Consider the following 25,184-nt stretch of genomic DNA (forward strand, 5'->3'; position numbering starts at 1 on the left):
ATGATGAATTAAAACAAGCTATGCGAATATTAGTAATGGGTGCAGGTAAGATGGGAAGTTTCTTCATTGACCTGCTAAGTTTCGACCACCAAGTAGCAGTATACGAAAAAGATGCCCAGCGTATGCGGTTTACTTACAATTGTCAGCGGTTTACTTCTTTAGCGGAGATTCGTGATTTTGAACCCGAATTGGTTATCAATGCCGTTACGGTGAAGTACACGATTGCTGCTTTCCAAGAGGTGATGCCGTATTTGCCAACAGGGTGTATCTTGAGTGATATTAGTTCGGTGAAGACAGGATTGAAAGCTTTTTATGACTCAACTCCCCATCCTTACGTGTCTACTCACCCTATGTTTGGTCCCACATTTGCCAATTTACACCAGCTAAGTCAAGAAAATGCAATTATTATTAGTGAGGGTGACTATATGGGCCGCATCTTCTTTAAGGAACTATACCGTGGATTAGGATTAAATATCTACGAATACACCTTTGACGAACACGACCAAACGGTGGCTTATTCATTGAGCATTCCGTTTGTTAGCACCTTTGTCTTTGCTGCCGTGATGAAGCATCAAGATGCGCCAGGAACGACCTTTAAGCGACACATGCAAATAGCTCGTGGGGTGTTGAACGAAGATGATTACTTGTTACAAGAAATACTTTTCAACCCCTATACGCACGACCAAGTGTTGCAGATACGAGAGGAATTAAAAGAACTTTTGCAGGTGATTGATGACAAAGATGCCGAAGGTATGAAAAAATATCTTACTAAAATAAGGCAAAATATGAGAGAAGATTTGTAGCTTTGCATCGCAAATTAACTTAAAAGCTTAAATATATTTATATCATGTGGTTCTATCACGTTGTTGCTTTCCTAACGGTAGCGATATGGGGGTCTACTTTTATCTCCACCAAAGTATTGATACAAAGTGGCATTTCACCAGCAGAGGTGTACACATTGCGTTTCTTAATAGCCTATGTGCTGATGTTATTGTTTTTTCATAAGCATATTTTTGCTCGTACATGGAAAGATGAATTACTGATGGCAGGACTGGGATTGACAGGCGGAACGGTGTTCTTCCTGGCACAAAACGTGGCGTTGGGTTACTCAACAGCTATGAACGTGTCACTTATTGTGTGTTCGTGTCCGCTGTTCACCATGCTGCTTCATCGGATATGGTTCAGGAGCGAGCCGCTTGGTAAGTGGCAAATCATTGGCACAGCCTTTTCGTTTGTGGGAATGGCAGCCGTAGTTCTCAATGGTCAATTGGTGCTTAATCTTTCTCCACTCGGTGATTCGTTGGCTTTGTTAGCTTGTGTCAGCTGGGCAGTATATTCGTTATTGCTCAAAAAAGCCAATGAGAAATATCCAACCACCTTCATTACTCGTAAGGTATTTTTCTACGGTTTGCTCACCGTGTTGCCTTATTATGCTTTCGAACCTGGATTTCCCAGTGTCGAGACATTGATGCAACCTAAGATATTGTACAATCTCTTGTTCCTTGGAGCAATTGCTTCTATGCTCTGTTTCTGGTTGTGGACGTGGGTGATGTTGCGCTTAGGAGCATTGCAGGCTACTAATTATGTGTATGTGAACCCTGTCACTACAATTATCTTTGCAGCATGGATATTACACGAGGAGATAACTGTTTATTTTGTTGTGGGAACGGCATTGATATTAACGGGTTTGTATCTAAGTAGTCGAAAGCAGCCTTTACGTTTCGGAAAATCCATATAATGGAGTTGCGATGACGTATGTGCTGAGCCTGTTGTTAGGAATATTCACAGTGGTGGAACTGAACTGTGAAAACCTTTTCGATTGTCAACACGACAGTCTGAAGCATGATGAACAGTTTCTGTCTACCTCTGATTATCATTGGACACCACATCGCTATTGGACTAAGGTAAACCGTATAGGACAAACCATTCTTTCTTGTGGCGAGTCTGCCAACGGGTGGTCGCTGCCCGATATGGTGGGCTTATGCGAGGTAGAGAACGATAGTTGCCTCGTTGCATTGACCCGTCGTTCGCTTTTACGTCATGCTCGGTATGAGTATGTGATGACACATTCGCCCGATGAGCGTGGCATTGATGTGGCATTGTTGTATAGTCCATTCTCGTTCCAATTGCTTGATTGGCATGCCATTCCTATTCATCCTGTTAAGGATATGCGCCCTACACGAGATGTATTGTATGCGAAGGGAAGGGTTGTGACGGGTGATACGTTGCACGTCTTCGTGGTACATGCACCCAGTAGAATGGGAGGAGAAACCTTCACTCGAAGTCATCGACGAATTGTGGGCAATACCTTGTTGCAAACGATTGATTCCATACGGTCAGTATCTACCCATCCTCGCATCTTGGTGATGGGAGACTTCAACGATTATTCATCTGATGAAAATATCTTGAGGCTTGTCCAAAGTGGGCTTGTTGAAGTATCGGCAAATGCGAAAGGCACACACGGAGCAAAAGCAACTTATCGCTTTCGGGGCGAGTGGGGTAGTTTAGACCATATCTTTTTGGATAAATCTTCTGCGGCATTGGTACAAGAATGTTATGTTCACGATGCACCATTCTTGTTAGAGAAGGATGAAAAATACGGAGGAGTGAAGCCCCGTCGCAATTATCAAGGGCCTCGTTATCTCAATGGGTTTAGTGATCATCTGCCCTTAGTGATGCGCATCAACTGGCAAAAGTAAAGGCTGTGGTGTATCTCTTTTGGCGTTTTTCTATTTTTATTCCCTTGTTGTATGAAAAAATAGTATTACTTTTGTAGCGTATAGTGGGAACAGATATCTGCGGTTTGTAGCGCTTGTTCCAAGAGAAAATAAATTCATCCTCTCCAACAGTCATACAAAATGGGTGCAGAATCGTGCATAGAAATGAAGAGGAATAACAGAAAACGATAAATAAAGCTATGTTTGAGAATTTAAGTGAAAGATTAGAACGATCATTCAAAATACTGAAAGGTGAGGGAAAAATCTCTGAGATTAATGTTGCAGAGACTTTGAAAGATGTCCGTAGGGCATTGTTGGATGCCGATGTGAACTATAAGGTAGCAAAGAACTTTACCGATAAGGTGAAGGAAAAAGCCTTGGGTATGAATGTGCTTACGGCTGTGAAGCCTGGACAATTGATGGTCAAGATTGTGCACGATGAGTTGGCAGAGCTGATGGGCGGTGAAGCTGTAGGACTTCAGTTAGATAGCAAACCCGCCATTATCTTGATGTCTGGCTTGCAAGGTTCGGGTAAGACAACCTTCACAGGTAAGTTGGCGAACATGCTAAAGACTAAGCAAAAGAAGAACCCTCTGTTGGTTGCTTGCGACGTATATCGTCCTGCTGCCATCGAACAGTTAAAGGTTGTTGGTGAACAAGTGGGTGTAGAAGTGTACAGCGAGCTTGATAATAAAGATGTTGTCGCTATTGCACATCAAGCCATTCAACAAGCCAAAGCCAAAGGCAACGATGTGATTATCGTTGATACAGCTGGTCGATTGGCTGTTGATGAGGAGATGATGAATGAAATCTCTCAACTCAAAAATGCCATTCATCCTGATGAAACCTTGTTCGTTGTTGACTCAATGACAGGTCAGGATGCAGTGAATACTGCCAAAGAGTTTAATGACCGATTGGACTTTGACGGTGTTGTACTTACCAAGTTGGATGGCGATACGCGAGGTGGTGCAGCCCTCTCTATTCGTACAGTGGTTACCAAACCTATTAAGTTTGTAGGAACTGGTGAGAAAATGGATGCCATTGACGTATTCCACCCATCGCGTATGGCAGACCGAATATTAGGCATGGGCGACATCGTTTCTTTGGTAGAGCGTGCTCAAGAGCAGTTTGATGAAGAAGAAGCGAAACGCTTGCAGAAGAAAATACAAAAGAACAAGTTTGATTTCAACGACTTCCTTAAGCAGATAGAGCAAATCAAGAAGATGGGTAACATCAAAGATTTGGCTGCCATGATACCGGGAGTCGGGAAAGCAATCAAAGATATTGATATTGATAACGATGCTTTCAAAGGCATTGAGGCTATCATCAAGAGTATGACTCCCAAGGAGAGAACGAATCCAGAAATACTCAACACTTCTCGCAGACAGCGCATTGCTAAGGGTAGTGGCACCAATGTTCAAGAGGTGAATCGATTGATAAAGCAGTTTGACCAGACGCGTAAAATGATGAAAATGGTGACTGGAAACAAAATGGCTGGTATGATGAATCGAATGAAGGGTATGCCTAAAATGTGATCATAACAAAGAACGAAATAAATAGTAAAACGATGCAAAAGATTGACGGAAAAGCAACAGCTGCTGCTATCAAGGCAAAGATAGCTGAAGAAGTAAAACAATTGGTTGCCAAAGGTGGCAAGAGACCACATTTGGTGGCAGTTTTGGTAGGTCATGATGGAGGTAGTGAGACATACGTAAGGAATAAGGTGTTGGCTTGTGAAGAATGTGGTTTTGAGTCTACCCTTATCCGTTATGAGGAGAATGTCACAGAAGAAGAATTGTTGAAGTGTGTAGACAAGCTCAATCATGATGATAATGTGGATGGCTTTATTGTGCAATTGCCTCTGCCAGCGCATATCGATGAAGAGAAAATCATCATGGCTGTGGACTATAAGAAAGACGTAGACGGGTTTCATCCCATTAATGTAGGCCGAATGTCCATAGGGCTTCCTTGTTTTATCTCAGCCACTCCGTTAGGCATCATGACCTTATTACAACATTACGACATTGATACAAACGGGAAAAAATGTGTGATTCTTGGACGAAGCAACATCGTGGGTAAGCCTATGGCACAGTTGATGATGCAAAAAGAGCATGGCAATGCGACCGTCACGGTATGTCACAGCCAGTCTGTTAATGTCAAGAAAGAGTGTAGTGAGGCTGATATCGTTATTGCAGCAGTAGGCATTCCAAACTTTGTGACAGCCGACATGGTTAAAGAAGGTGCTGTGGTGATTGATGTAGGCACCACACGCGTGCCCGATAGTACACGCAAAAGTGGCTTCCGACTCAATGGAGATGTAAAGTTTGATGAGGTGGCTCCTAAATGTAGTTATATCACCCCGGTGCCTGGTGGCGTAGGTCCAATGACCATTTGTTCGTTGATGACGAATACCTTGGCAGCTGGAAAGAAAGAATATTACCGATAATCGTTGCTCTTGCTTAGTCTTATTAAGCGGAGACTATCCATTGGCTTTGTCAGATTTTGAGTTTGTTTTATATGACTGTAAGCTCAAAATATGACAAAGCCAATTCTTTTTGAACTAACTAAAAAACAAAGAATAAAAGAACTTAAAATAGGGCTTGATTTCTGAATGTATGTCAATTTAACCCCTTGAAATGTAAAATATTTTTGCGATTGTTCGTTTTTTTACGTTTTTTTTCTTTACTTTGTAAATAGTATAATCAAGATATACACATTATTTACTTTAATTATTAAAAGATGAAAAGATTAGGATTACTTTTAACAGCAGCTTTCATGGCAGCATCTGTTTCAGCACAGACCGTGACAGAAAGCAAATCGTATGACAATGTTTACATTGGCATTAATGGTGGCGTAGCAACAAAATCGACTGGTCATAGTTGGATGGATAATCTTAACCCCAATGCGGGTCTCCGTTTAGGTCGTTATTTCACACCTGTATTTGGATTGACAGCAGAGAGCAATGCTTACTTCTCAAATAAGCCCTACGAATCTACTGGCACAGCTGTCAGAGCATTAAATACCAGTTTGTTGGGTACAGTCAACCTCAGCAATTGGTTTGGTGGTTATCCTGGAGAGCCACGTGGATTTGAGGTTGTAGGTCTCTTCGGTTATGGATGGGGACACCTCTTTGGTAATACAGAGGCATACCACCAAATGAACCACGATAACTTAACTTCGAAAGCAGCTATCGACTTTGTTTTCAATTTGGGTTCAAACAAGGCTTGGCAGTTCTATGTAGAGCCAGCAATTGTATGGGCTCTCAATGGAGATGGTACACAACCTATTGAGTATAACTTGAATAAATCATTCACACAGCTTAACTGTGGTTTTGTTTATAAGTTCCCTAACTCTAACGGAACCAATAACTTTACCATTGCCAAACTGCGCGACCAGTCTGAAATTGACGGTCTTAATGCCCAAATCAACAGCTTGCGTAACGACTTGAGTGGTAAGAATGCACAGCTCACCGACAAAGATCGTCAGATTTCTGACTTGCAAAAAGCACTTGATGACTGCAACAAACGCAAGGCTTATGTAAAGCCAGCTACTGCCACTAACCTGCAACCAACGGTTCTCTTCCGTGTTGGCCAGAGCGTTGTAGACCGTTCTCAGATGCCAAATGTAGAGATGATTGCCAACTACATGAAGAATCATAAGGATGCCAAGATAACCATCAAGGGTTATGCTTCACCAGAAGGTCCTGCGGAGCTGAACCAACGTCTGTCAGAGAATCGTGCTAAGAATGTCAAGAACTTGCTCGTAGACAAGTATAAGATTGCTCCTAACCGCTTGACAGTCGTTGGTATGGGTGTGACAGATAAGCTGTTCAAGGAATATGACTTCAACCGTGTGGCTACATTCAACGATGACACCAATGTAGAATAATATTTGCATTCATTTTATAGTACAAATCCCGATGCTCTCTGTGAGTATCGGGATTTTTTAGGTCTTTACCGTGCTTGCGAGTCCCGAATTCTTCTTATCTTTGTGCTGTCTACCAACTTTTGGAGGGCAAAGACGTATATCCACAACCCATTAACATCCTACATATGAACCATCTTGATACTGTTGGTCGTTACACCTTCTTAGCCGAACCTTTTCATTGCGATTTCTCTGGTCGATTATTCCTTTCGCATTTAGGCAATCACCTGCTCAATGCAGCCGACTTTCATGCCCACGAACGAGGTTTCGGCATGACAGTTTTGCAGCCCATGCACAAAACTTGGGTGCTGTCGCGCTTCGCCATTGAGATGAAGGAAATACCTTTGGCATACGACAAGTTTGAGGTGGAAACGTGGATAGAGCAGACGATGAAGTGGTTTACCTATCGTAATTTTTCCGTTCTTGGCAAAGGTGGAAAGGTGTATGGATATGGCCGAAGCGTCTGGGCGTTAATTGATACCGACACGCGACAGCCTACTGACATTCTTGCCTTTGATGACGGACGGGTCAAGCGGTGTACAGATGCCAAATATCTGTGTCCCATTGATGCTGTTTCGAGAGTCAAAATGACCGACAATATTCAACGATGGCATACTCTCGTTACAACATATAGCGATGTGGACATGAATGGACACATCAACAGTGTAAAGTACATCGAGCATTTGTTAAATCTTTGGCCGATGACCTTTCATGCCACGCACCCCATCAAGCGCATTGATGTGGCGTACGTCGCTGAAGCCTATGGAGGCGATACTTTACATTTCGATGTCGAGACGTTGGGCGAGCTCACCTATGCGGTGCGCATTATAAGGCAAGCAAAGGAGCAGTCTGCGGAGCAGGAGGTGTGCCGATGCAAGGTGCAATTTGCCGAGACACTCCGTCCGAAGAAGCTGTAGTTGAGGACTTATTTTTTCAGAATAATTTTTACAAATGGCTCTCCATATTTCGCATATTTCTGAACAGAGTCTCACTTGTTGCAAAATATCGTAGTATTTTGAAAGTTTGTTAAGTAGCAGTCAATAAATGAGTTACAAGGATATATCGTTGAGAAAGCCCTGAAAACTCATTGTTTTTGTGCCTTATCACAGCCTTTTAGCCCATTTGTTACATGCACTTTGTGCCTCTATTTGCATGTTATAGCACCATTAACTCATGTATATAGCCAGTCAAAGTCATGTTTCCAAGGTAAAAAAGCGATATTTTACGATTTTTTATCCCCATATTTTTTCTAAAACAGCACATTCAGAAGTGTTAAATTTTGGCACTTTTTCTTGACATTTCTCCAAGCACATAAAGGCATCTTCCGTTGCTCACCAACGATTGTCGTATTGTTTATCTTGCAACTTTCAGTGTAGATATTCGGTCTCTTGCGTAAAAAACCGTATATTTGCAGTAGCAATTGGTTCTGAATGAATCAGATGAAAAGGGAATCGGGTGCAAATCCCGAATAGTCCCGCTGCTGTGAGCAGTCGTTTTTGGACATCACATCGTGTTGCCACTGACAATTTTTCGGGAAGGCAAGTGTATGTCTGGCTGCGAGTCAGAAGACCTGCCGTTGCTATTCATCGCTATTGTGTTTCGCGGAAAGCCAATAGTACACTGTTGATATAGTTAGATTTCATGCCAAGAGTAGTTATCATACTGCTTTGTTCAGTTGCGTTTTTGCGTGCCAATGCCCAAACCGATTCGTTGACGCATCGGGTGCATACGTTGGATACGGTCATTGTGTCCGAGGGGCGACTCATGCGAAGTTTGCAAAGCACATCGCCCGAACACGTATTGCAGCACAGCGATTTGCAGCGCATGGGGGTATCCACGATGGCGGATGCCTTGCACCGTATACCGGGAATTACCTTGCGTGATTACGGTGGAGCGGGTGGCATGAAGACTGTGTCGGTGCGTGGTTTTGGCACACAGCACACGGGGGTGAGCTACGATGGCGTGATGCTCAGCAACATGCAGACAGGCGATATCGACCTTTCTCGCTATTCGTTGGCACACGTGTCGCAAATCATGCTCACCATAGGCGACAATGCGGACATCTTCATCCCTGCTCGACAAGCCACCACGCCTGCCGTGCTGTCCATAGAAACCATGGGTGGTAGTCGTGCCGACCGTCGTCCGCATTTCGATGCACAGCTTGGGGTAGGGTCGTTTGGCTATCTCCATCCGTCGCTTCGCTACGAGCAAAACGTGTCGCAACCTTTTCGCTTTTCGGTCATTGCCGATTATGTTTCTGCCAACAACAATTATCCTTATACCTTGCGCAATGGCACGTTGAAAACACGACAGACACGCAACAACAGCAAGATGCAGGGTGGACATGCCGAAGGGAATATGGCTTGGATGCCACAAGCTAACCAACTGCTCAAGGTCAAGGCTTACTACTATGACAACCACCAGCAGCTGCCCGGTGTGGTGCGCTATTACGCCAACGAGAGTAGCGAGCAGCTCGACACCCGCAACTACTTTGTGCAAGCACTGTATCTGTGGCAGGTCAACCGCTTTTTTAGGATGAAATGGCTGGGCAAGTGGGATGAGTCCAATACCTCGTATCGAGAGAGTAGAGCGCATAGTGGTCCCATGGATGCCGACTATCATCAAGATGAAGCCTACACATCGCTTTGCTTGTTGTTCAGTCCTGACAAGCATTGGGCATTGAGTTATGCCGCTGATTATGCCTTTCACCAGCTGCATAGCAGTTTGACGACCGACATACAGCCCTATCGACACAGTGTGTGGCAAAGTTTAACCGCAAAATATCAGCTACAAAGACTGACAGCGCAAGCTCGGCTGTTAGGCTCGTTATATCAGAATGGTGCACATGCTGGAACGGCTGCCGACAACCAAAAGCGACTCAGTCCATCGTTGTCATTGTCATGGGCACCATTTCCTCATCAACCTTTGTATGTGAGGGCATCGTATAAAAACATCTTCCGAATGCCTACCTTCAATGAGAATTATTTCTTCAGATATGGCAGCAAAGACCTCAAACCCGAGCAGACCGATCAGTTGAATGTGGGAGTTACCGTTGACAAGTCGTTGTCCCATGTGCAGTTCTGGGCAACTTTGGACGGCTATCTGAACCATGTGACCGACAAAATAGTGGCAGTGCCTTACAATCTGTTTGTGTGGCGAACGGTCAATGTGGGTAAGGTGCGCATTGTGGGTATCGATGCCATGCTGCGAACCACATGGCGTGCCAATGCCCAGCACACCTTGATGTTGATAGCAAACTACAGCTATCAGCGAGCCGCCAATCGCACCTTGGCATCGTCACCTTATTATAATTATCAGATAGCCTATGTGCCTCTTCACGCTGGCGGTTGTTCGCTCAATGCGCAAAATCGCTGGCTCAACCTTACGTTGCAATGGGTGGGAGTAGGTGGAAAATGGCTCAACAACCAACATCATGACGGGTCGTACCTGAAAGGATATCAAGAATGGAGCTTGACGGCATACCGCACGTTTCGGGTGTGCGAGCAACCATTGCAGTTGCGAGCCGATATCAAGAATATTTTTAATCAGCAATATCAGATAGTGGCAGGCTATCCCATGCCTGGCATCCATGCAGAAATAACAATGAATTATAAATTTTAATCACTCAAAAATGAAAAAGTATTTATTAAGTTTGGCAGTACTCCTGATGGGAGTTAGTTTGTTTACCTCGTGTGAGGATGACGATGATGACGTAAATCCACGGGATTTGAAAAAAGTAACCCATGCGGCTTATGTTGTGAATGCTGGTCAGCAGGCGATAGGTTCCACTGGAACACTCACGCGTGTGGACATGGGTACGTGGACTACCGCACAGAATGTGTTCAGTCAGGTAAATGGACGCAATCTTGGAGTAACGGTCAACGATGCTATTATCTATGGCTCGAAAATGTATATTGTGGTAGACGGTGAAGGCTCGGTAGAGGTCGTTGACAAGAATACCTTACACGCCATCAAGCGCATTGAGTTGCAAAAACTCCTACGCGACGATAAGGGCAAGTCGCCTCGTCGTGCCGTGGCAGCCAATGGTAGTGTGTATGTAACCACCTTTGGTGGTGTGGTGGCAGCCATTGATACCGCGAGTCTTGGACTGAAGAAGACCTATCAGGCAGGTTCGTTCCCTGATGGTATTGCCTATCACAACGGCAAATTGTATGTTTGCAATAGCGACTATGGCAGGGGAAAAGGCAACCTGTCGGTGATTGATGTGGCATCGGGCGATACAACAATGATTGTCAACGAGCATCTCACCAATCCTGTAGCAGCCAAGTTCATCGGCTCCGACCTTTATGTATTGCATGCTGGGAGCTACGACAAGAATTGGAATCAGACAGGAGCAGGTGTCATGAAAGTGGTTGGCAAGCAGGTCACCAAGGTGAGCGATGCTACTTTAATGGCAGTGAATGACAAAAGAGGGGCAGAAAAAATCTACACCATCAATGCACCCTACACCAACCCAGCCACTCCTGTGACCTACAATGTGTACGATGTGCGTACGGGCAAGACCGCTACCTTTACCACGACCATGGTGGAAGCACCATCGGCGATGGCGGTAGACCCAGTTACGGGCTATGTCTACATTATGTCATACAAGCTGAATCCAGAGACCCATCGTGCTGATTATGGTGGCGCAGGCTATGTAAACGTGTACAACGCATCGGGCAAGTTGCTGCACACCTTGGCAATAGGAGTAGGAGCTACGGGCATGGTGTTCGACTACCAATAAGGCTACTCGAAAGGGATAGGGCGTCCGTCACAGCGCAACTTTCCTGAAATATTCACACTCGCCACCTGGAACATCACGGTTTCGGGTGGCGAGTTGTTGATAGGGGTGGGGTCGTGCAAATGCGCTTGCCAATTTGTTCGTTTGTGATTTGTTTTCGTTATCTTTGCAGAAGATAGGCTGCACCTCAACATAGAAAGTAAACTTTCTCTGTCTTCGGCTTGCGCAATCTTTGCAAAAAAGTAAACTTGAACAATCTTTTGATATGAAGAAAACAATCTTGATGAGCGTATGCCTGTGGTTGCTTGCAGCCATGGGATATGCGCAGAGTGCTCCAAACATGGCAAATTACAGTGTGATTCCTTTGCCACGACAAATCAATATGGTGAAGAGTAAGGGCTTTGTGCTGACCCCTCAAACCCGAATTGTGTACCCAGCAGGTGACAGTGTGCTGAAGAAAGATGCCGAATTGCTGGCATCCTATATCTTTGAACTCACGGGCATGCAACTCAAAATAGCAACCAGTGCCACCGATGCACACAACATTGAGTTGTGTACGGGGTTGCCACATCCCAATAAGGAGGCGTACAGCATGCGTGTTTCCGCAGAAAAAATAACCATTCAGGGAGCATCTGCCGCTGGCACTTTTTATGGTATACAGACCTTGAGAAAGGCAATTCCTTTGAATGGAGAGGGTAAAGTGGTGTTTCCAGCAGGCGAGATAACAGATTATCCGCAATATGCTTATCGGGGTGCCATGCTCGATGTGGCACGCCATTTCTTTGGAGTAGATGCTGTCAAAACCTTTATCGACATGCTTGTCTTGCACAACATCAATAACTTTCATTGGCATTTGACCGATGATCAGGGTTGGCGCATCGAGATAAAAAAATATCCGTTGCTGACCCAGAAAGCAGCATTCCGACCCGAAACGGCTATTGGACACACGGACAAGAAGGATGGCAAACCCCATGGAGGTTATTACACGCAGCAACAAATAAAAGAAATAGTGCGGTATGCTGCCGAGCGTCACATCAACATCGTGCCCGAGATAGATATGCCGGGACACATGGTGGCGGCCTTGTCGGCTTACCCCAAGTTAGGATGTACGGGCGGTCCGTACAGCGTACGAACAGCGTGGGGCATTGCTGAGGAGGTACTTTGTGCCGGCAACGACAGCACCTTGCAGTTTGCCAAAGACGTGATTGCCGAGGTGATACAGCTCTTTCCTGGTCCGTATATCAACATTGGAGGCGACGAATGTCCAAAGAAGTCGTGGCAAAACTGTGCCAAATGTCAGGTGAAGATCCAAAGTTTGGGACTTGTTACCGATGCACAGCACACCAAAGAGCAGCGTTTGCAAAGCTACTTCATGACCGAAATGGCGAATTTTATCACCCAGCATGGGCGAAAAGTGTGTGGCTGGGACGAGATTTTGGAAGGTGGTGTGGCACCTAACGCAACGGTGTTGTCGTGGCGAGGCATTCAAGGAGCCGAACAGGCTGCACGCTTGGGACACGATGCCATTATGTGTCCTACCTCGAACATGTATTTCGATTATTACCAAACCGAAGACAGAGCCAACGAGCCTGTGGCTTTCAATGCCTATCTGCCCATTGAGAAGGTGTATGCTTTCCAGCCTGTTCCTACGTCGCTGACGCCACAACAGGCAAAGCATATCATTGGTGTGCAAGCCAATTTGTGGACAGAGCAGGTAAAAACGCTATCCCACATAGAGTATATGATGTTGCCACGGTTGGCAGCAGCGTGCGAGGTACAGTGGTCAAGCGAGCAGGAGAAAGATTATGGCAATTTCTTACAGCGGTTGCCTCACATGTTGCAACTCTACAAAGCCTGCGGTTATCGGTATGCTGAACATTATTTTACGGTGAACACGGTGCTGACACCATCGCCCAAAGGGCAAGCCATGGAGGTGGCTCACAGTACACCAGGGAAGGCGAAAATCTACTATACCACCGATGGAAGTGAGCCTAATGAGCAAAGCAGACCGTACAAAAAGCCTTTTTGCCTCAAACGATCTGCTACCATTAAAGCCATAGCTTATAGCGATAGTCTGCACAGTGATGTGACCAAGGAGCAAATCATTGTTCACAAAGCCATGATGAAACCCGTTCGTTTTTGCACGCCAACCAACCATGCTTATCAAGGAAACAGTCCGCAAGAGTTGGTGAATGGATTGCTGGGTAACACTTCGTTTCACTCTGGACGCTGGGTAGGATTCGTGGGAAACGATATGGACATCATCATCGATCTGCAACGCAGGATGCCTATTAAGAGTGTATCGGTACGCACACTCACCGAACAATCCAACTGGATATTTCCCGATCGAGGCGTTTCTTTATTGGTGTCTGACGATGGAGAGCATTTCAAGGAGGTGTTTGCGGACACTAAACAATCGCTTCCGCACGTTGTGCCACCCAGTGTAAACACGCAGAAAATAACCCTTGAAAACGTAAAAGCACGATATCTACGCATCAAGGTGTTGTCCGAACACAGTATGCCCCAATGGCATTATGGCTATGGACAGACCGCTTTCTTGTTCTTAGACGAGGTGATAGTGGAGTGAGCTAACCCATATAGTAGCAAGTGTGTTGCATCAAAAAGTGACACACTTGCAACTTTGTGAATATTGTTTGCGTCTTATGTTTGAATGTGATGAGGAATTTATTGCATAAAATAAAAAATATAAGACACGTAATATTTATTATTCATCTATAATACGAACCGTATGAAAAGAAAAATCTATTGTACATTGGCAGTTTTCACACTCTTGCTATTTGCTTCGTGTGTTTGTACAAAAAGTGATAGAAAGAGCGAACGGAAAATCACACAGTCGAGTAAAATCAAGTATTTTAAGAATGTGAATATAGAGGGTTGCTATAATGTTTATTTTGAACAAGCCGATTCTGCAAGCATTCGTTTTGAGGGAAGTGAGAAAGCTATCCAGCAATTAAGAATCACATGTGACGGCAATACGTTGGATATTAAGAGGAAAGAAAAAGATAAATGGTTGAATTTTTGCAACCAAGAGGATGTTGATATCTACATCACATCTCCCGATTTGGTTTCTGTTTACTTAAAGGGTACGGGCGAATTTGAGGTTCATAAGCGTTTAGATACGGATACGTTGTCTGTCTCATTAATGGGTACAGGAGACATTGATATAAAGGATTTGATTTGTGATAAGGTGAAGGTCAATCTAAAAGGTACGGGCGATATAAACATTAAAAATGTAATTACATCACAAGCGTTTATTTCGCTCTTGGGTACAGGAGACATTAAGGTGCATTTTGAAAAATGTCAGTGGGCACAGTGTAGTTTGCAAGGCACAGGAGATATTGATGTGTCGGGGACGGTAAACACATATAAAGAGAAAATACAAGGCACTGGCAGTATTGACACCGATGACCTGCACATCCTTTCTAAATAGAGGGAAGCAAAGCTGAAAAGGGCGGAATAATTGAAGGTTCCGCCCTTTTTTCAATTATATATCTTACCTTTGCATAAGATAGGCTGCGCCTCAACAAAGAAAGTAAGCTTTTTCTGTACATGTATTAAAATAGAAAATAATGAAATATGCTATCATAGCAGCAGGTCAAGGGTCAAGGTTAAGTAGTGAGGGTGTGTCCTTGCCTAAGCCTCTCGTTAAGGTGGGAAACGAATGTTTGATAGACCGACTGCTACGTATCTTTGTAGCAAACCATGCGGACGAAATCATCGTGATTTGCAACGAGGAGATGACCAACGTGCAAACTCATTTACAAGCGATACAACAAAAAGGACTAAATGGTGAGCCTATAGTGCTGAAAATGGTGGTTAGAAGTACACCAAGTTCTATGCACAGTTTGGCAGCATTGCGCCCTTTGTTAAAAGATGCGCCCTTTTGTTTAACTACAGTAGATACCATTTTCGAAGAAGATGCATTTATGACCTATGTTCAGGAGTTTAAGAAAGCCTTGCAACAAGGTATGGATGCCTATATGGGTGTGACTAAATTTGTGGACGATGAGAAGCCTTTGTTTGTAGAAACTGATGAGTCAATGCGTGTATTGGGCTTTCATGATGAGGATAGTGTTCATTACAAATATGTTTCGGCAGGCGTTTACGGACTACATCCTCATATCTTCGACATCTTACAACGTTGCATTCAGCGCGGCGAACAACGCATGCGTAATTTTCAACGAGCACTCATAGCCGAGCAATGTACTGTAATGGCGCATGATATGGGGCAGGTTTTGGACATCGACCATTTATCGGATATTGCAAAAGCTGAGGCGTTTCTTCGGAAATCAACAAGCCAAACAAAGGATAAATATTAAGAGTTGGATAGGTAGATTTGAAAAAGATTTTGAACAACAATGAAGCATCAGCATATCATAACTATTCGTCGAGATTACATTTATTCGCTTGAAGCAGAACAGAAGGATAGAGATATCCTTGTTGCAGTGATGCAACAGCTTGGTGAGGACATACGAATGGTTGATGAATTGAAACTCACAGTGCAGGATGAGGCTGATATTTACCTAAGCATGGGACGTCATCCAGCCACATTGGCATTACTTCGTGCGTGTGAAGAGCGTGGCGCTCTTGTCATTAACTGTCCCGATGCAGTGGAGTTGTGTTCGCGGAAAAAAGTGGCGCAGGTTATGCGAGAAAACCATATACCTATGCCACCGCAGCGAGGAAAGCATGGCTATTGGCTCAAAAGGGGTGACTCAAAAGCTCAATTGGATAGTGATGTGGTGTATTGCAAAGATGAAAACGAATTGGCTGTCAGAAAAGAAGAATGGCGACAACGAGGTATTTGTTCGAGCATAGAAAGCGCACATGTAGAAGGCGACTTAATCAAATTCTACGGGATAGGGCAGCATTTTTTCAAATGGTTTTATCGCAGTATCAAGACAGGGGGCTATGATTTTGATGCAAACCTGTTGCAGGCCGAAGCTGTTAGACTTGCTCGCATCATCGGCATTGATGTGTATGGAGGCGACTGTGTCGTGAACCGAGAAGGAGAAATTAGTATTATCGACTTTAACGATTGGCCAAGTTTTGCCGCTTGTAAAGAAGAGGCAGCGCAGGCCATCGCACGATTAGTAAAGCAGAAATGGGAAGATTTAAGGAATTGTTAAAGGCTTCGATGAAGTCGAAAGATACCGAAGAGTGGCTCGATGTGCACTTTACACGCCCCATAGGATTGGTCTTTGCATTGCTATGGAAACGCCTTGGTGTGCATCCTAACGCTGTGACTATTCTCTCTATCTTTCTTGGAATTGGAGCAGCTTATTGTTTTTATTTCGTAGATGTGTGGCATAATGTGTGCGGAGTGTTGTTACTCATGTTAGCCAACTTTTGCGATAGCACCGATGGGCAGTTGGCACGACTCACGGGGAAGCACACTTTTATCGGTCGTATGTTGGATGGTTTTGCCAGTGGTCTATGGTTTGTGGGCATCTATGTGGCACTTGCCTTACGGATGCAACACCATTTGATGCCTGGTACGACAGTGCCATGGGGTGCTGGAATATGGACATTAGCGCTCGTGGCAGGCGTGCTGTGTCATACTACACAAAGCTCATTGGGCGATTATTACCGACAGATACACTTGTATTTCCTTAAAGGTAAAGAGGGTAGCGAACTGGGGCACTCCAAACAGCAATACCTTATATATAAGCATTTGGATAAGGGTGATTGGCTGAAACGTCTCTTTTATCTCAACTATACGTCTTATTGTCGAAGTCAAGAGCGAAGAACTCCTGCATTTCAAAAGTTCTTTCAGCGTTTTAAGTTATATCCAAATAACACTGTAAGGCAGCAATTCTTAGAAGGTAGCAGACCTCTTATGCCGTACACCAACATTCTAACCTTCAACACACGAGCTATCTGTTTGTACGTTACTTGTCTGTTGAACTGTCCGTGGCTGTATTTTATTTTTGAAATTACGGTGTTACAATTGATTTATATTTATATGCATCAGCGGCACGAAAAATTGTGCACAGAGATGATTACATTACTTTCAAAATCTGCAATATCGCAACAAACTAACCAATTATGATAACAGCTGCTATGTCTCCTATTCACGGTTTACTCTTTGATTTTGGTGGAACTATTGATACGAATGGTCAACATTGGGGAAAAATGTTATGGCAGATGTATCAAAAAGTAGGTGTTCCCGTGTGTGAGGATGATTTTCGTAAAGCGTATGTCTACGGAGAACGAATGTTAGAGAAAAGTCCTTTGGTGAAGCCAACGGATACATTGCGTAGGACAATAGAAGTGAAGTTACGATTAGAATTGGAACAACTGTGCATGATGGGAGTGTGGGATGTGGACGAAGCGGAACTGCTGCACACCCAAGAGTTGCTATTATCAGAAATTTATCAACATGTAACGCAGATCATAGAGCAACATCGGAAGATGTTACAGTGTTTGAAAGAAAGATTTCCAATGGGTTTGGTAACGAATTTTTACGGTAACATGAATACGGTGTTGCAGGAATTTTCTTTGGGCGATATATTTGAAACAGTGATAGAATCGGCTGCAGTAAATATACGCAAGCCTGATGTACGCATCTTTAAGCTGGCACTTGATGCTCTCCAACTGCCTGCTGAACAAGTGTTAGTGATTGGTGATAGCTTTTATAAAGATGTAGAACCAGCTTCGAAGTTAGGGTGTCAAACGGCTTGGCTCAAAGGTGAGGGATGGATAGAAAAGCAGTACGATGAAACCCTTCCAACTTATATCTTAACTTCTTTGTCGGAGATGGTATCTATTGTGGATGATGCATCTACAACAAAACGCTGATTCTTGTGGTTGTAATTTGAGTGCCGAATGACCTCAGCGGTGTTTGCTTTCTGTGGTTTTTTCAATGAGTTGACAAAACAGACTGTATTTATTTAGAAATAAAGGAGTTAACTCTATTTATTTTGGCTTTATCCCTTGTTGGCGAGATAAATATAGCTTCCCTCTAAGACGATGATTTCTTCGGCAACCAACTGTTCTAAAACTTGATCTAAGAGTTTTTCAGGAAACGCTAATTTGTCAAGCTCGGTGATATGATGTCTTTCCTTATCTTCCAGTCCATGAAGAATCGTTTGTTTGATTTCGTTTGTTGTGACGGTGTTATTTCGCTGTAAACCTTGATCCAAACAAACATCGCATTTCAAGCAGTCTTTTGCTTGTACTTCACCAAAATAGCGCAATAGCTGTTTGCTTCGACATACTTCATTGTTTTCCGCATAACGAATTACAGACTTGATGCGCTTGGAGAACTGTTCTTTACGCTCTTCGTAGACCGCTTTTGGTATTACCATGTTTTCAATTGCCTCGCGGTCTTTCGCATAAGTGATAAAGGGCATCTTTCGTTGAGGAATAAAGTGGAGGATTCTTCTTTGCGTCAATCCTTTTAAGATAAGGTACAACTGTTCGCGAGTGATACCCGTTTGTTGAGCCAAAAGTGCCTCGTCAATGTACACATAGTCAGTGAAAAGACCCCCGTATGTACGTAACAGACAGGTGATTACCTTTTCTTGTAGTGGGGAAACCTGATTGAGTTTGTATAATTCGTTTCTATCAAGAAGAAACATTACTCGAGCATTGGAGTCAGGATCTGTATCATATTCCAAGTAGCCCGCACGTGACAGAATGAGCAAAGCGGAGTTCACAGGAATGGGAAAATAATGGAAGATGGCACAAAACTTCCCAATGTCGAAAGTAAAGGTGTGCCCACTTCCGCTTCCTAAGCCTATTTCAAAATAATAAGCTAAGTGCTGATACACATCTTTAATATAGTCTTTTTCAGGAAAATTGTCTTCGATTCGCTTGTTGAGTTTATGCTTATCACTGGTGTTATACAACAAGACAGCGTAGGAACGCTGTCCATCACGCCCCGCACGCCCTGCCTCTTGAAAGTAAGCTTCTAACGAGTCGGGACAGTCGATGTGTATCACCACACGCACATCGGGCTTGTCAATGCCCATTCCAAAAGCATTGGTAGCCACCATGACCCGTATCTGATCCGTTTGCCATGCACGTTGCCGTTCATCTTTCACGCTGTGTTCTAACCCAGCATGATAATAAGTGGCAGGAATATCACAAGCGTTGAGCAGTGTTGCAACCTCCTTTGTGCGTTTTCTACTCCGTACATAAATAATAGCACAACCAGGGAGTGATTGCAGGATATGTAGGATTTCTTGATTCTTGTCTTGTGCTGTTCGCACCACGTATGTGAGGTTTGAACGTTCAAAGCTCATTTGGAAGACATTCTTCTCTTTGAAGCCCAATTGTTGTTGAATGTCCTCAACTACCTCGGGTGTGGCTGTTGCAGTGAGTGCCAATAGGGGAGCTGCTGGCTTTTCTTTTCGAATATCGGCAATGTTCAGGTAAGCTGGACGAAAATCATACCCCCATTGACTGATACAATGCGCTTCGTCGACGGTAATGAAACTGACGTTCATTCGACGAAGTTTCATCAAGAAAAGCTCCGAACCTATGCGTTCTGGAGAGATATATAAGAGTTTGATGTCACCAAAGATACAGTTGTCTAAGGTTTTGAGAATCTCTCTTCTTGTCATGCCCGAAAAGATCGCTGCCGCTGTAATCCCCTTTTCTTTGAGATGTTGCACTTGGTCTTTCATTAAGGCAATGAGCGGCGTGATGACCAAACATATCCCTGGTTGTGCTAAGGCTGGAACTTGAAAGGTGATAGACTTGCCTCCACCAGTGGGCATAAGACCTAAGGTGTCACGTTGTTGACCAATGCTCTCAATGATTTCACGCTGAATACCGCGGAAATCTTTGTATCCCCAGTATTGCTGCAGAATGCTTAAGTATTTGTCATGAACAGGCATGGCGTCATGTTTGATAATCTTCTCCTTCGGTAGGTCGTATGTCTTCTATCTGCAACTGCACGGCGTTACGCTTAAAGACGTTGTCCTCCAGTGTATAGGCAATGTCAAAACTGCGTTTAGATTTGATGTATCGTGCCGATGCACTTTGTCCAAAGGCAATGCCATTAACAACATTGCTCGATTTGGAGTCGACCAGTTCCAGTTTAATATGCTCTTGTTCGCGCCCTACCACCTTACTTGTACCATAATCGTACACACCGATTGTACTAAACATGGGTTTGGGATTGCCAGGTCCAAAAGGTGAGAATTTCTTTAATTCTTGATGTAGACGTTTGGTAATATCCTTAAAATCAATGATAGCATCAATATCTATAATTGGTTCAGTCTGTTCGGGACGAATGTGTTCATCTACATATTTTTGAAAACGAGTGCGGAATGTTTTGATATCATCCCAACGTAAGGTCAGTCCTGCCGCATAGGTGTGTCCTCCAAAGTTCACCAACAAGTCACGACAACTCTTGATAGCAGCATAGATATCGAAGCCTGTTACGCTGCGCGCAGACCCTGTTGCGAACTCTCCATCACGTGTAAGAACGACGGTAGGTCGAAAATAAATTTCTGTCAATCGTGAAGCTACAATTCCAATAACGCCCTTCTTCCAGTTCTCATCGTAGAGAACAATGGAGGAATGATGCTTTTGGCTTTCTAATTTAGAGACGATAAGGTTAGCTTCTTCGGTCATTTGCTTATCGATATCTTTTCGTTGCTCGTTATATTCGTCAATGTGTTTGGCTTGTCGTATGGCACTCGCAATATCCTTTTCCACCAGCAAGTCAACGCTCTCCTTTCCATTCTCCATGCGTCCAGAGGCATTGATGCGCGGTCCTATCTTGAAGACAATATCGCTCATGGAGATGTCTCTGTTGCCTAAATTGCAGATATCTATAATGGCTTTCAGCCCAACACTCGGGTTTTGGTTGAGTTGTTTCAATCCATGAAAAGCCAAGATACGATTTTCATCCACCACAGGTACAATGTCAGCTGATATACTTACTGCACAAAAGTCAAGCAGCGGGATGAGCCGAGAGAAAGGAATGTTGTTGTTTTTGGCAAACGCCTGCATGAGCTTAAAGCCCACTCCACATCCAGAGAGATGCTTAAAGGGGTAGGTGTCATCGGGTCTTTTGGGATTGAGAATAGCCACAGCAGGTGGCATTACTTCGTCTGGTACGTGGTGATCGCAAATGATAAAGTCAATACCTAAACTTTTTGCATACGCAATCTCGTCCGTTGCTTTAATTCCACAATCTAAAATAATAATCAGTTTGACACCTGTTTCTCGTGCATATTCTAAACTCTTTTTGCTGACACCATAACCCTCGTCGTATCGATCTGGGATGTAATAGTCTATATTAGAATAGAACTGTTGGAGAAACTTGTACACCAATGCTACAGATGTACAACCATCTACGTCGTAATCGCCATACACCAAAATGCGTTCTTTGCGCCCCATAGCATCGTTGAGTCTGTCTACCGCCACGTCCATATCTTTCATCAAGAAAGGATTAATAAGGTCCGCCAGTTGTGGACGAAAGAACCTTTTTGCCGCAGACTCAGTGGTAATGCCTCGGCGGATGAGCAACAAAGCGAGTATGGTGTTGATATTTAATTTATCTCCTAACTCCTTAGCTGCCTTTGTTTCTTCTGATGTAGGTGGTACATAATTCCATTTGAAATGCATTTATATTGTTTTTTATTTTTGTCGAGTCGTACTCGCATGCGGTCATACGAGTAATGGTCTTCATAAAAATGAAGACTTATTTGTGTGTAAAGTTACAAATAATTTACCATAATGCATCGTAAATGTCACAAATAATTTGCATCATTCCCCAGCAATTCTTCAAAAAGTGTCTGGTCATGCGCATTCTTCTTCAATCTAACTTTTCTGCTTTGTCCTTTTCGCCTCATGTGTTTACTGAAGAAATTAGTTGCCTGTCCATGAGTTGAGGTATTGTCATAAAAAAGAAAGACCATTCTTCCTATGTGGAAAAACAGTCTTTCTTATCGTGGTTTCAAGATCAACTTGAAGCGTTATTTAGATATTTAATTTCTTACGGATATTTGCAGGAACAGCGTTCTTGTTTACCATGAAATCCATCGTCTTGTAAGCTACAAAAGCTTTTGTCATGTACCAAATACCTTTGTACTTGCCACTTTCGCCCCAAGAGTTCTTTACCATGTAATATTCTTTCCCGTTTTGGTCCTTGGCAATACCAAAGATGTGCATGCCGTGGTCATCGGTTGTCTCCCAATTATCGAATGCTTCTTGGCGCATCTCTTGTGTAGGAACAACTTCAGGCGCATTGATACCTAATGAATCTGCTTTGGCTTTCTTTGAGGATTTAGACATCTTAACCCAACGGTCAGCATCTGTTCCAGACAAATCGCGTGCTTTCTTCAAATCGTAAGCAATACCTAAACCATTGCGTGTAAATCCATCTTCAGAAACATCTCCGCCCCATGCTACGGTATAACCATTGTTGATAGCGTTGTCAATGATGTTGCAAATCTCTTCAATAGGAACGTTCCAGCTCAAAGGCCAACGCCAGTTGTCCTGTACTTCAACAGCAAATTGTGTCCAGAAAGGATGATGTGTGTAGCTGGTGAAGTGTACATAGTCGTTCATGTCCAGTCCAAGACTTGCCGCAAACGATTGTGGTGTATAGGTTTTTCCTTCGTATGTAAATGTGTCAGGAGTTTTGCCAAGGTAAGCATCAAGAATTCCTACCATTCCTTTTTTCCATGTAGAAGAAATTTTCTTTTGCTTACTTTTTGCTATCGTTTCAACATAAGGTGTCAGAAGTTCAAAGAATTCGCCAAAGTTAGCCAGCGAGTCACCTGTCATCGTGCCAGGCAATGGCATTGCTGTTTCGGGAACCATGCCATAGTGTTGCCAACAATAGATGGGGTCGTATGCGCTACCTCCTTGTGCAAAACTAACATCACCGTGCATGCGTACAGCCTTTTCAGCTCGGTCTTGGTATGTTTTGTGTGCTACGAACATCTCACATAGGTCGTACGTTTTCCCTGTCTTTTTTAAGATTTCACTTTCCAAGAAACTCAATGTAGAGTAAGCCCAACACGTACCGCTACGGTTTTGGTCTTTAACACTTGTAATCTTGTTTTGCTTTACAACAGTAAATACTGGCTTGTTGCTTTTAGCGGCAGTCTTTTTCTTACCTGCCTGTACGCCCGTTGCCATGATGGCCAAGAGGGCGAACATCAAAATTTTCTTCATGTTTTTGAATAGTTTTTAATAAATTATTTAGTTGAATTGTTAGCCATAAATGCTTCTACATCTTTGGGATGGTATGGTATGCGCTGCTCACCAATGAAGCGACATCCGTTTTTAGTAATTAGGATATCGTCTTCAATACGAATACCTCCAAAATCTTTGTAGGTTTCCAAAAGTTCAAAATTCAAGAACTCTTTACAGTGTCCAGATGCTCTCCAGTCATCGATGAGGGCAGGAATAAAGTAAATACCAGGTTCGTCCGTCACCACAAATCCCTCTTCTAAGCGCCGTCCCATGCGCAGGGCATTGGTGCCAAATTGGTCAAGGATAGGTCGTGTCTCTTTGTCAAAGCCTACGTGGATTTGTCCCAAAGCCTCCATGTCGTGAACATCCATTCCCATCATGTGTCCCAGTCCGTGAGGTAAGAACATGGCATGTGCTCCTGCACGCACAGCCTCTTCTGTGTCACCTTTCATGAGTCCAATTTCTTTGAGTCGCTCCGTCATGAGCTTGCATACAGAGAAATGTACGTCCATGTATTTCACTCCTGGCTTTGCAACTTCGAGAGCGTGGTCATGACATTCCTCAACAATGCTATAAATCTCTAATTGTCGTTGTGTAAATTTGCCACTAACGGGATATGTTCGGGTGTTGTCAGAACAATAATTGTTCACAGTTTCAGCCCCAGCGTCACACAATGCCAACCTTCCAGACTCCAGTAAGTTGAGCGAAGGACTGCCATGCATGATCTCTCCATGTTGGGTAAAGATGGTTGGGAAGCTCACCATGGCTCCGTAAGAGTTGGCAATGCCGTCCACTTGTCCACCCACAAACTTTTCTGTTACACCCGGTTTGGTAAGGCGCATTGCTGTGGTATGCATGAGATAGCCTATCTTGGCAGCACGTTCCAGCTCTTCTATTTCTTGTTCTTCTTTGACAGAGCGCATCTTGACAACCGCATGAATAAGGTCGAGGGACGACTTTTCTTGCTGTTGACTGGGATGAATGCCCAACAAGTCGTATATTTGGAGTTTGATGTCATGCCGATACGGTGGGAGGAAATGTATCTTTTGTTGCTTCTCCTGTGCACGCTTACAGATAGTAGAGAGTTCCTTCATGGGTGCTGTCTGCTGTATTCCAACCTGCGCAGCCATATCTTTGACACTATCAACTGACCCGAACCAAACGACATCTTCAATGTCTATATCGTCTCCAATCAGTTTTTCTTGATCATTATCGATATCAATGACACCCACCAAGCCGTCTCTGTTTTGTCCAAAATAGTACAAGAAAGAGGAGTCTTGCCTAAAAGGATGATACCCATTGTACGGACCATTGGCAGGGGAGTTGTTGTTACCGAAGAGAATGATGATGCCATGACCAACTTCTTTTTTAAGTTGTGTGCGGCGTCTTATATAAGTTTGTTTGTCGAACATATAATAATGTTTTATAGAATTAATCGTTTCTAATCATGCTGAATACTGTTTGTAAATGTGTCAGTCATAGTCAGTTAGCAGCAATCATGATGATGATGTATATGGGATTCCAAGGTAAACAGCTCAAATCTGTTTGTGCTTGGTTTCCACTATTTCTTGCAAAGATAATAAAAAGTGATGAAAAATATATAACTTTGTCTCAAT

20 protein-coding genes and 1 riboswitch are annotated in these 25,184 nt (G+C 43.6%); of the genes, 15 read left to right on the plus strand and 5 right to left on the minus strand.

The annotated features are described in order from the left end of the window. The first annotated feature begins 20 nt into the window (after window positions 1-20). The 9 genes from BN35_RS08010 to BN35_RS08050 all read left to right on the plus strand — a co-directional run bounded on the left by BN35_RS08010 (window position 21) and on the right by BN35_RS08050 (window position 11,385). Complete coding sequence (locus BN35_RS08010) at window positions 21-803, plus strand: prephenate dehydrogenase/arogenate dehydrogenase family protein (protein ID WP_025071636.1); 783 nt, start codon at window positions 21-23, stop codon at window positions 801-803. A gap of 44 nt (window positions 804-847) precedes the next feature. Further along, window positions 848-1,738 (plus strand): DMT family transporter, encoded by an 891-nt coding sequence (locus BN35_RS08015; RefSeq protein ID WP_025071637.1) that lies wholly within the window; start codon window positions 848-850, stop codon window positions 1,736-1,738. Between the two features lie 10 nt (window positions 1,739-1,748). Beyond that, window positions 1,749-2,699, plus strand: coding sequence for an endonuclease/exonuclease/phosphatase family protein (locus tag BN35_RS08020; protein ID WP_028900773.1), 951 nt, complete (start codon window positions 1,749-1,751; stop codon window positions 2,697-2,699). A gap of 218 nt (window positions 2,700-2,917) precedes the next feature. Continuing rightward, window positions 2,918-4,252 carry a signal recognition particle protein gene (gene ffh, locus BN35_RS08025; RefSeq protein ID WP_025071641.1) on the plus strand — a complete coding sequence of 445 codons (1,335 nt, stop codon included), beginning with the start codon at window positions 2,918-2,920 and terminating at the stop codon, window positions 4,250-4,252. 32 nt (window positions 4,253-4,284) lie between these two features. Then, window positions 4,285-5,163, plus strand: coding sequence for a bifunctional methylenetetrahydrofolate dehydrogenase/methenyltetrahydrofolate cyclohydrolase FolD (folD, locus tag BN35_RS08030; protein ID WP_028900772.1), 879 nt, complete (start codon window positions 4,285-4,287; stop codon window positions 5,161-5,163). Between the two features lie 293 nt (window positions 5,164-5,456). After that, the gene (locus BN35_RS08035) at window positions 5,457-6,605 is read left to right on the plus strand and encodes an OmpA family protein (protein WP_028900771.1); all 1,149 of its coding nucleotides are present in this window, start codon (window positions 5,457-5,459) and stop codon (window positions 6,603-6,605) included. A 164-nt stretch (window positions 6,606-6,769) separates the two neighbouring features. Continuing rightward, window positions 6,770-7,558 carry an acyl-[acyl-carrier-protein] thioesterase gene (locus tag BN35_RS08040; RefSeq protein ID WP_025071642.1) on the plus strand — a complete coding sequence of 263 codons (789 nt, stop codon included), beginning with the start codon at window positions 6,770-6,772 and terminating at the stop codon, window positions 7,556-7,558. 486 nt (window positions 7,559-8,044) lie between these two features. Further along, window positions 8,045-8,233: riboswitch (cobalamin riboswitch) on the plus strand. A 49-nt stretch (window positions 8,234-8,282) separates the two neighbouring features. After that, complete coding sequence (locus BN35_RS08045; protein WP_025071643.1) at window positions 8,283-10,262, plus strand: TonB-dependent receptor plug domain-containing protein; 1,980 nt, start codon at window positions 8,283-8,285, stop codon at window positions 10,260-10,262. Window positions 10,263-10,272: 10 nt separating this feature from the next. Beyond that, window positions 10,273-11,385 carry a YncE family protein gene (locus tag BN35_RS08050; RefSeq protein ID WP_028900770.1) on the plus strand — a complete coding sequence of 371 codons (1,113 nt, stop codon included), beginning with the start codon at window positions 10,273-10,275 and terminating at the stop codon, window positions 11,383-11,385. Window positions 11,386-11,387: 2 nt separating this feature from the next. Here the strand turns inward: BN35_RS08050 and BN35_RS08055 are convergent, their stop codons facing one another. After that, window positions 11,388-11,576 (minus strand): hypothetical protein, encoded by a 189-nt coding sequence (locus BN35_RS08055; protein ID WP_028900769.1) that lies wholly within the window; start codon window positions 11,574-11,576, stop codon window positions 11,388-11,390. A gap of 71 nt (window positions 11,577-11,647) precedes the next feature. On the opposite strand from BN35_RS08055, the gene BN35_RS08060 reads away from it, so the two are divergent. The 6 genes from BN35_RS08060 to BN35_RS08085 all read left to right on the plus strand — a co-directional run bounded on the left by BN35_RS08060 (window position 11,648) and on the right by BN35_RS08085 (window position 18,204). Then, complete coding sequence (locus tag BN35_RS08060; RefSeq protein WP_025071645.1) at window positions 11,648-13,969, plus strand: glycoside hydrolase family 20 protein; 2,322 nt, start codon at window positions 11,648-11,650, stop codon at window positions 13,967-13,969. A 162-nt stretch (window positions 13,970-14,131) separates the two neighbouring features. Beyond that, window positions 14,132-14,833 carry a GIN domain-containing protein gene (locus tag BN35_RS08065; protein ID WP_025071646.1) on the plus strand — a complete coding sequence of 234 codons (702 nt, stop codon included), beginning with the start codon at window positions 14,132-14,134 and terminating at the stop codon, window positions 14,831-14,833. Window positions 14,834-14,972: 139 nt separating this feature from the next. After that, on the plus strand, window positions 14,973-15,722 hold the full coding sequence (locus tag BN35_RS08070) for a nucleotidyltransferase family protein (RefSeq protein ID WP_025071647.1): 750 nt from the start codon (window positions 14,973-14,975) through the stop codon (window positions 15,720-15,722). A gap of 39 nt (window positions 15,723-15,761) precedes the next feature. Further along, window positions 15,762-16,532, plus strand: coding sequence for an ATP-grasp domain-containing protein (locus BN35_RS08075; protein WP_025071648.1), 771 nt, complete (start codon window positions 15,762-15,764; stop codon window positions 16,530-16,532). Continuing rightward, window positions 16,508-17,455: a CDP-alcohol phosphatidyltransferase family protein gene (locus BN35_RS08080; protein ID WP_025071649.1), complete on the plus strand. Its 948-nt coding sequence runs from the start codon at window positions 16,508-16,510 to the stop codon at window positions 17,453-17,455. The genes BN35_RS08075 and BN35_RS08080 overlap by 25 nt, the downstream gene beginning before the upstream one ends. Beyond that, the gene (locus tag BN35_RS08085; protein ID WP_028900768.1) at window positions 17,452-18,204 is read left to right on the plus strand and encodes an HAD family hydrolase; all 753 of its coding nucleotides are present in this window, start codon (window positions 17,452-17,454) and stop codon (window positions 18,202-18,204) included. Before BN35_RS08080 ends, BN35_RS08085 begins: the two co-directional genes overlap by 4 nt. Before the next feature lie 128 nt (window positions 18,205-18,332). Here the strand turns inward: BN35_RS08085 and BN35_RS08090 are convergent, their stop codons facing one another. The 4 genes from BN35_RS08090 to BN35_RS08105 all read right to left on the minus strand — a co-directional run bounded on the left by BN35_RS08090 (window position 18,333) and on the right by BN35_RS08105 (window position 24,980). Beyond that, the gene (locus BN35_RS08090) at window positions 18,333-20,249 is read right to left on the minus strand and encodes a RecQ family ATP-dependent DNA helicase (protein WP_025071651.1); all 1,917 of its coding nucleotides are present in this window, start codon (window positions 20,247-20,249) and stop codon (window positions 18,333-18,335) included. A 4-nt stretch (window positions 20,250-20,253) separates the two neighbouring features. Further along, complete coding sequence (gene recJ / locus BN35_RS08095) at window positions 20,254-21,990, minus strand: single-stranded-DNA-specific exonuclease RecJ (RefSeq protein WP_028900767.1); 1,737 nt, start codon at window positions 21,988-21,990, stop codon at window positions 20,254-20,256. A 354-nt stretch (window positions 21,991-22,344) separates the two neighbouring features. After that, window positions 22,345-23,547, minus strand: a complete 1,203-nt coding sequence (locus BN35_RS08100; protein WP_025071652.1) for a C1 family peptidase — start codon at window positions 23,545-23,547, stop codon at window positions 22,345-22,347. Window positions 23,548-23,570: 23 nt separating this feature from the next. Continuing rightward, window positions 23,571-24,980, minus strand: a complete 1,410-nt coding sequence (locus BN35_RS08105; RefSeq protein ID WP_025071653.1) for an aminopeptidase P family protein — start codon at window positions 24,978-24,980, stop codon at window positions 23,571-23,573. Window positions 24,981-25,184 lie beyond the last annotated feature (204 nt).

The sequence above is a fragment of the Hoylesella timonensis 4401737 = DSM 22865 = JCM 15640 genome (assembly GCF_000455445.1).
Taxonomy (GTDB): domain Bacteria; phylum Bacteroidota; class Bacteroidia; order Bacteroidales; family Bacteroidaceae; genus Prevotella; species Prevotella timonensis.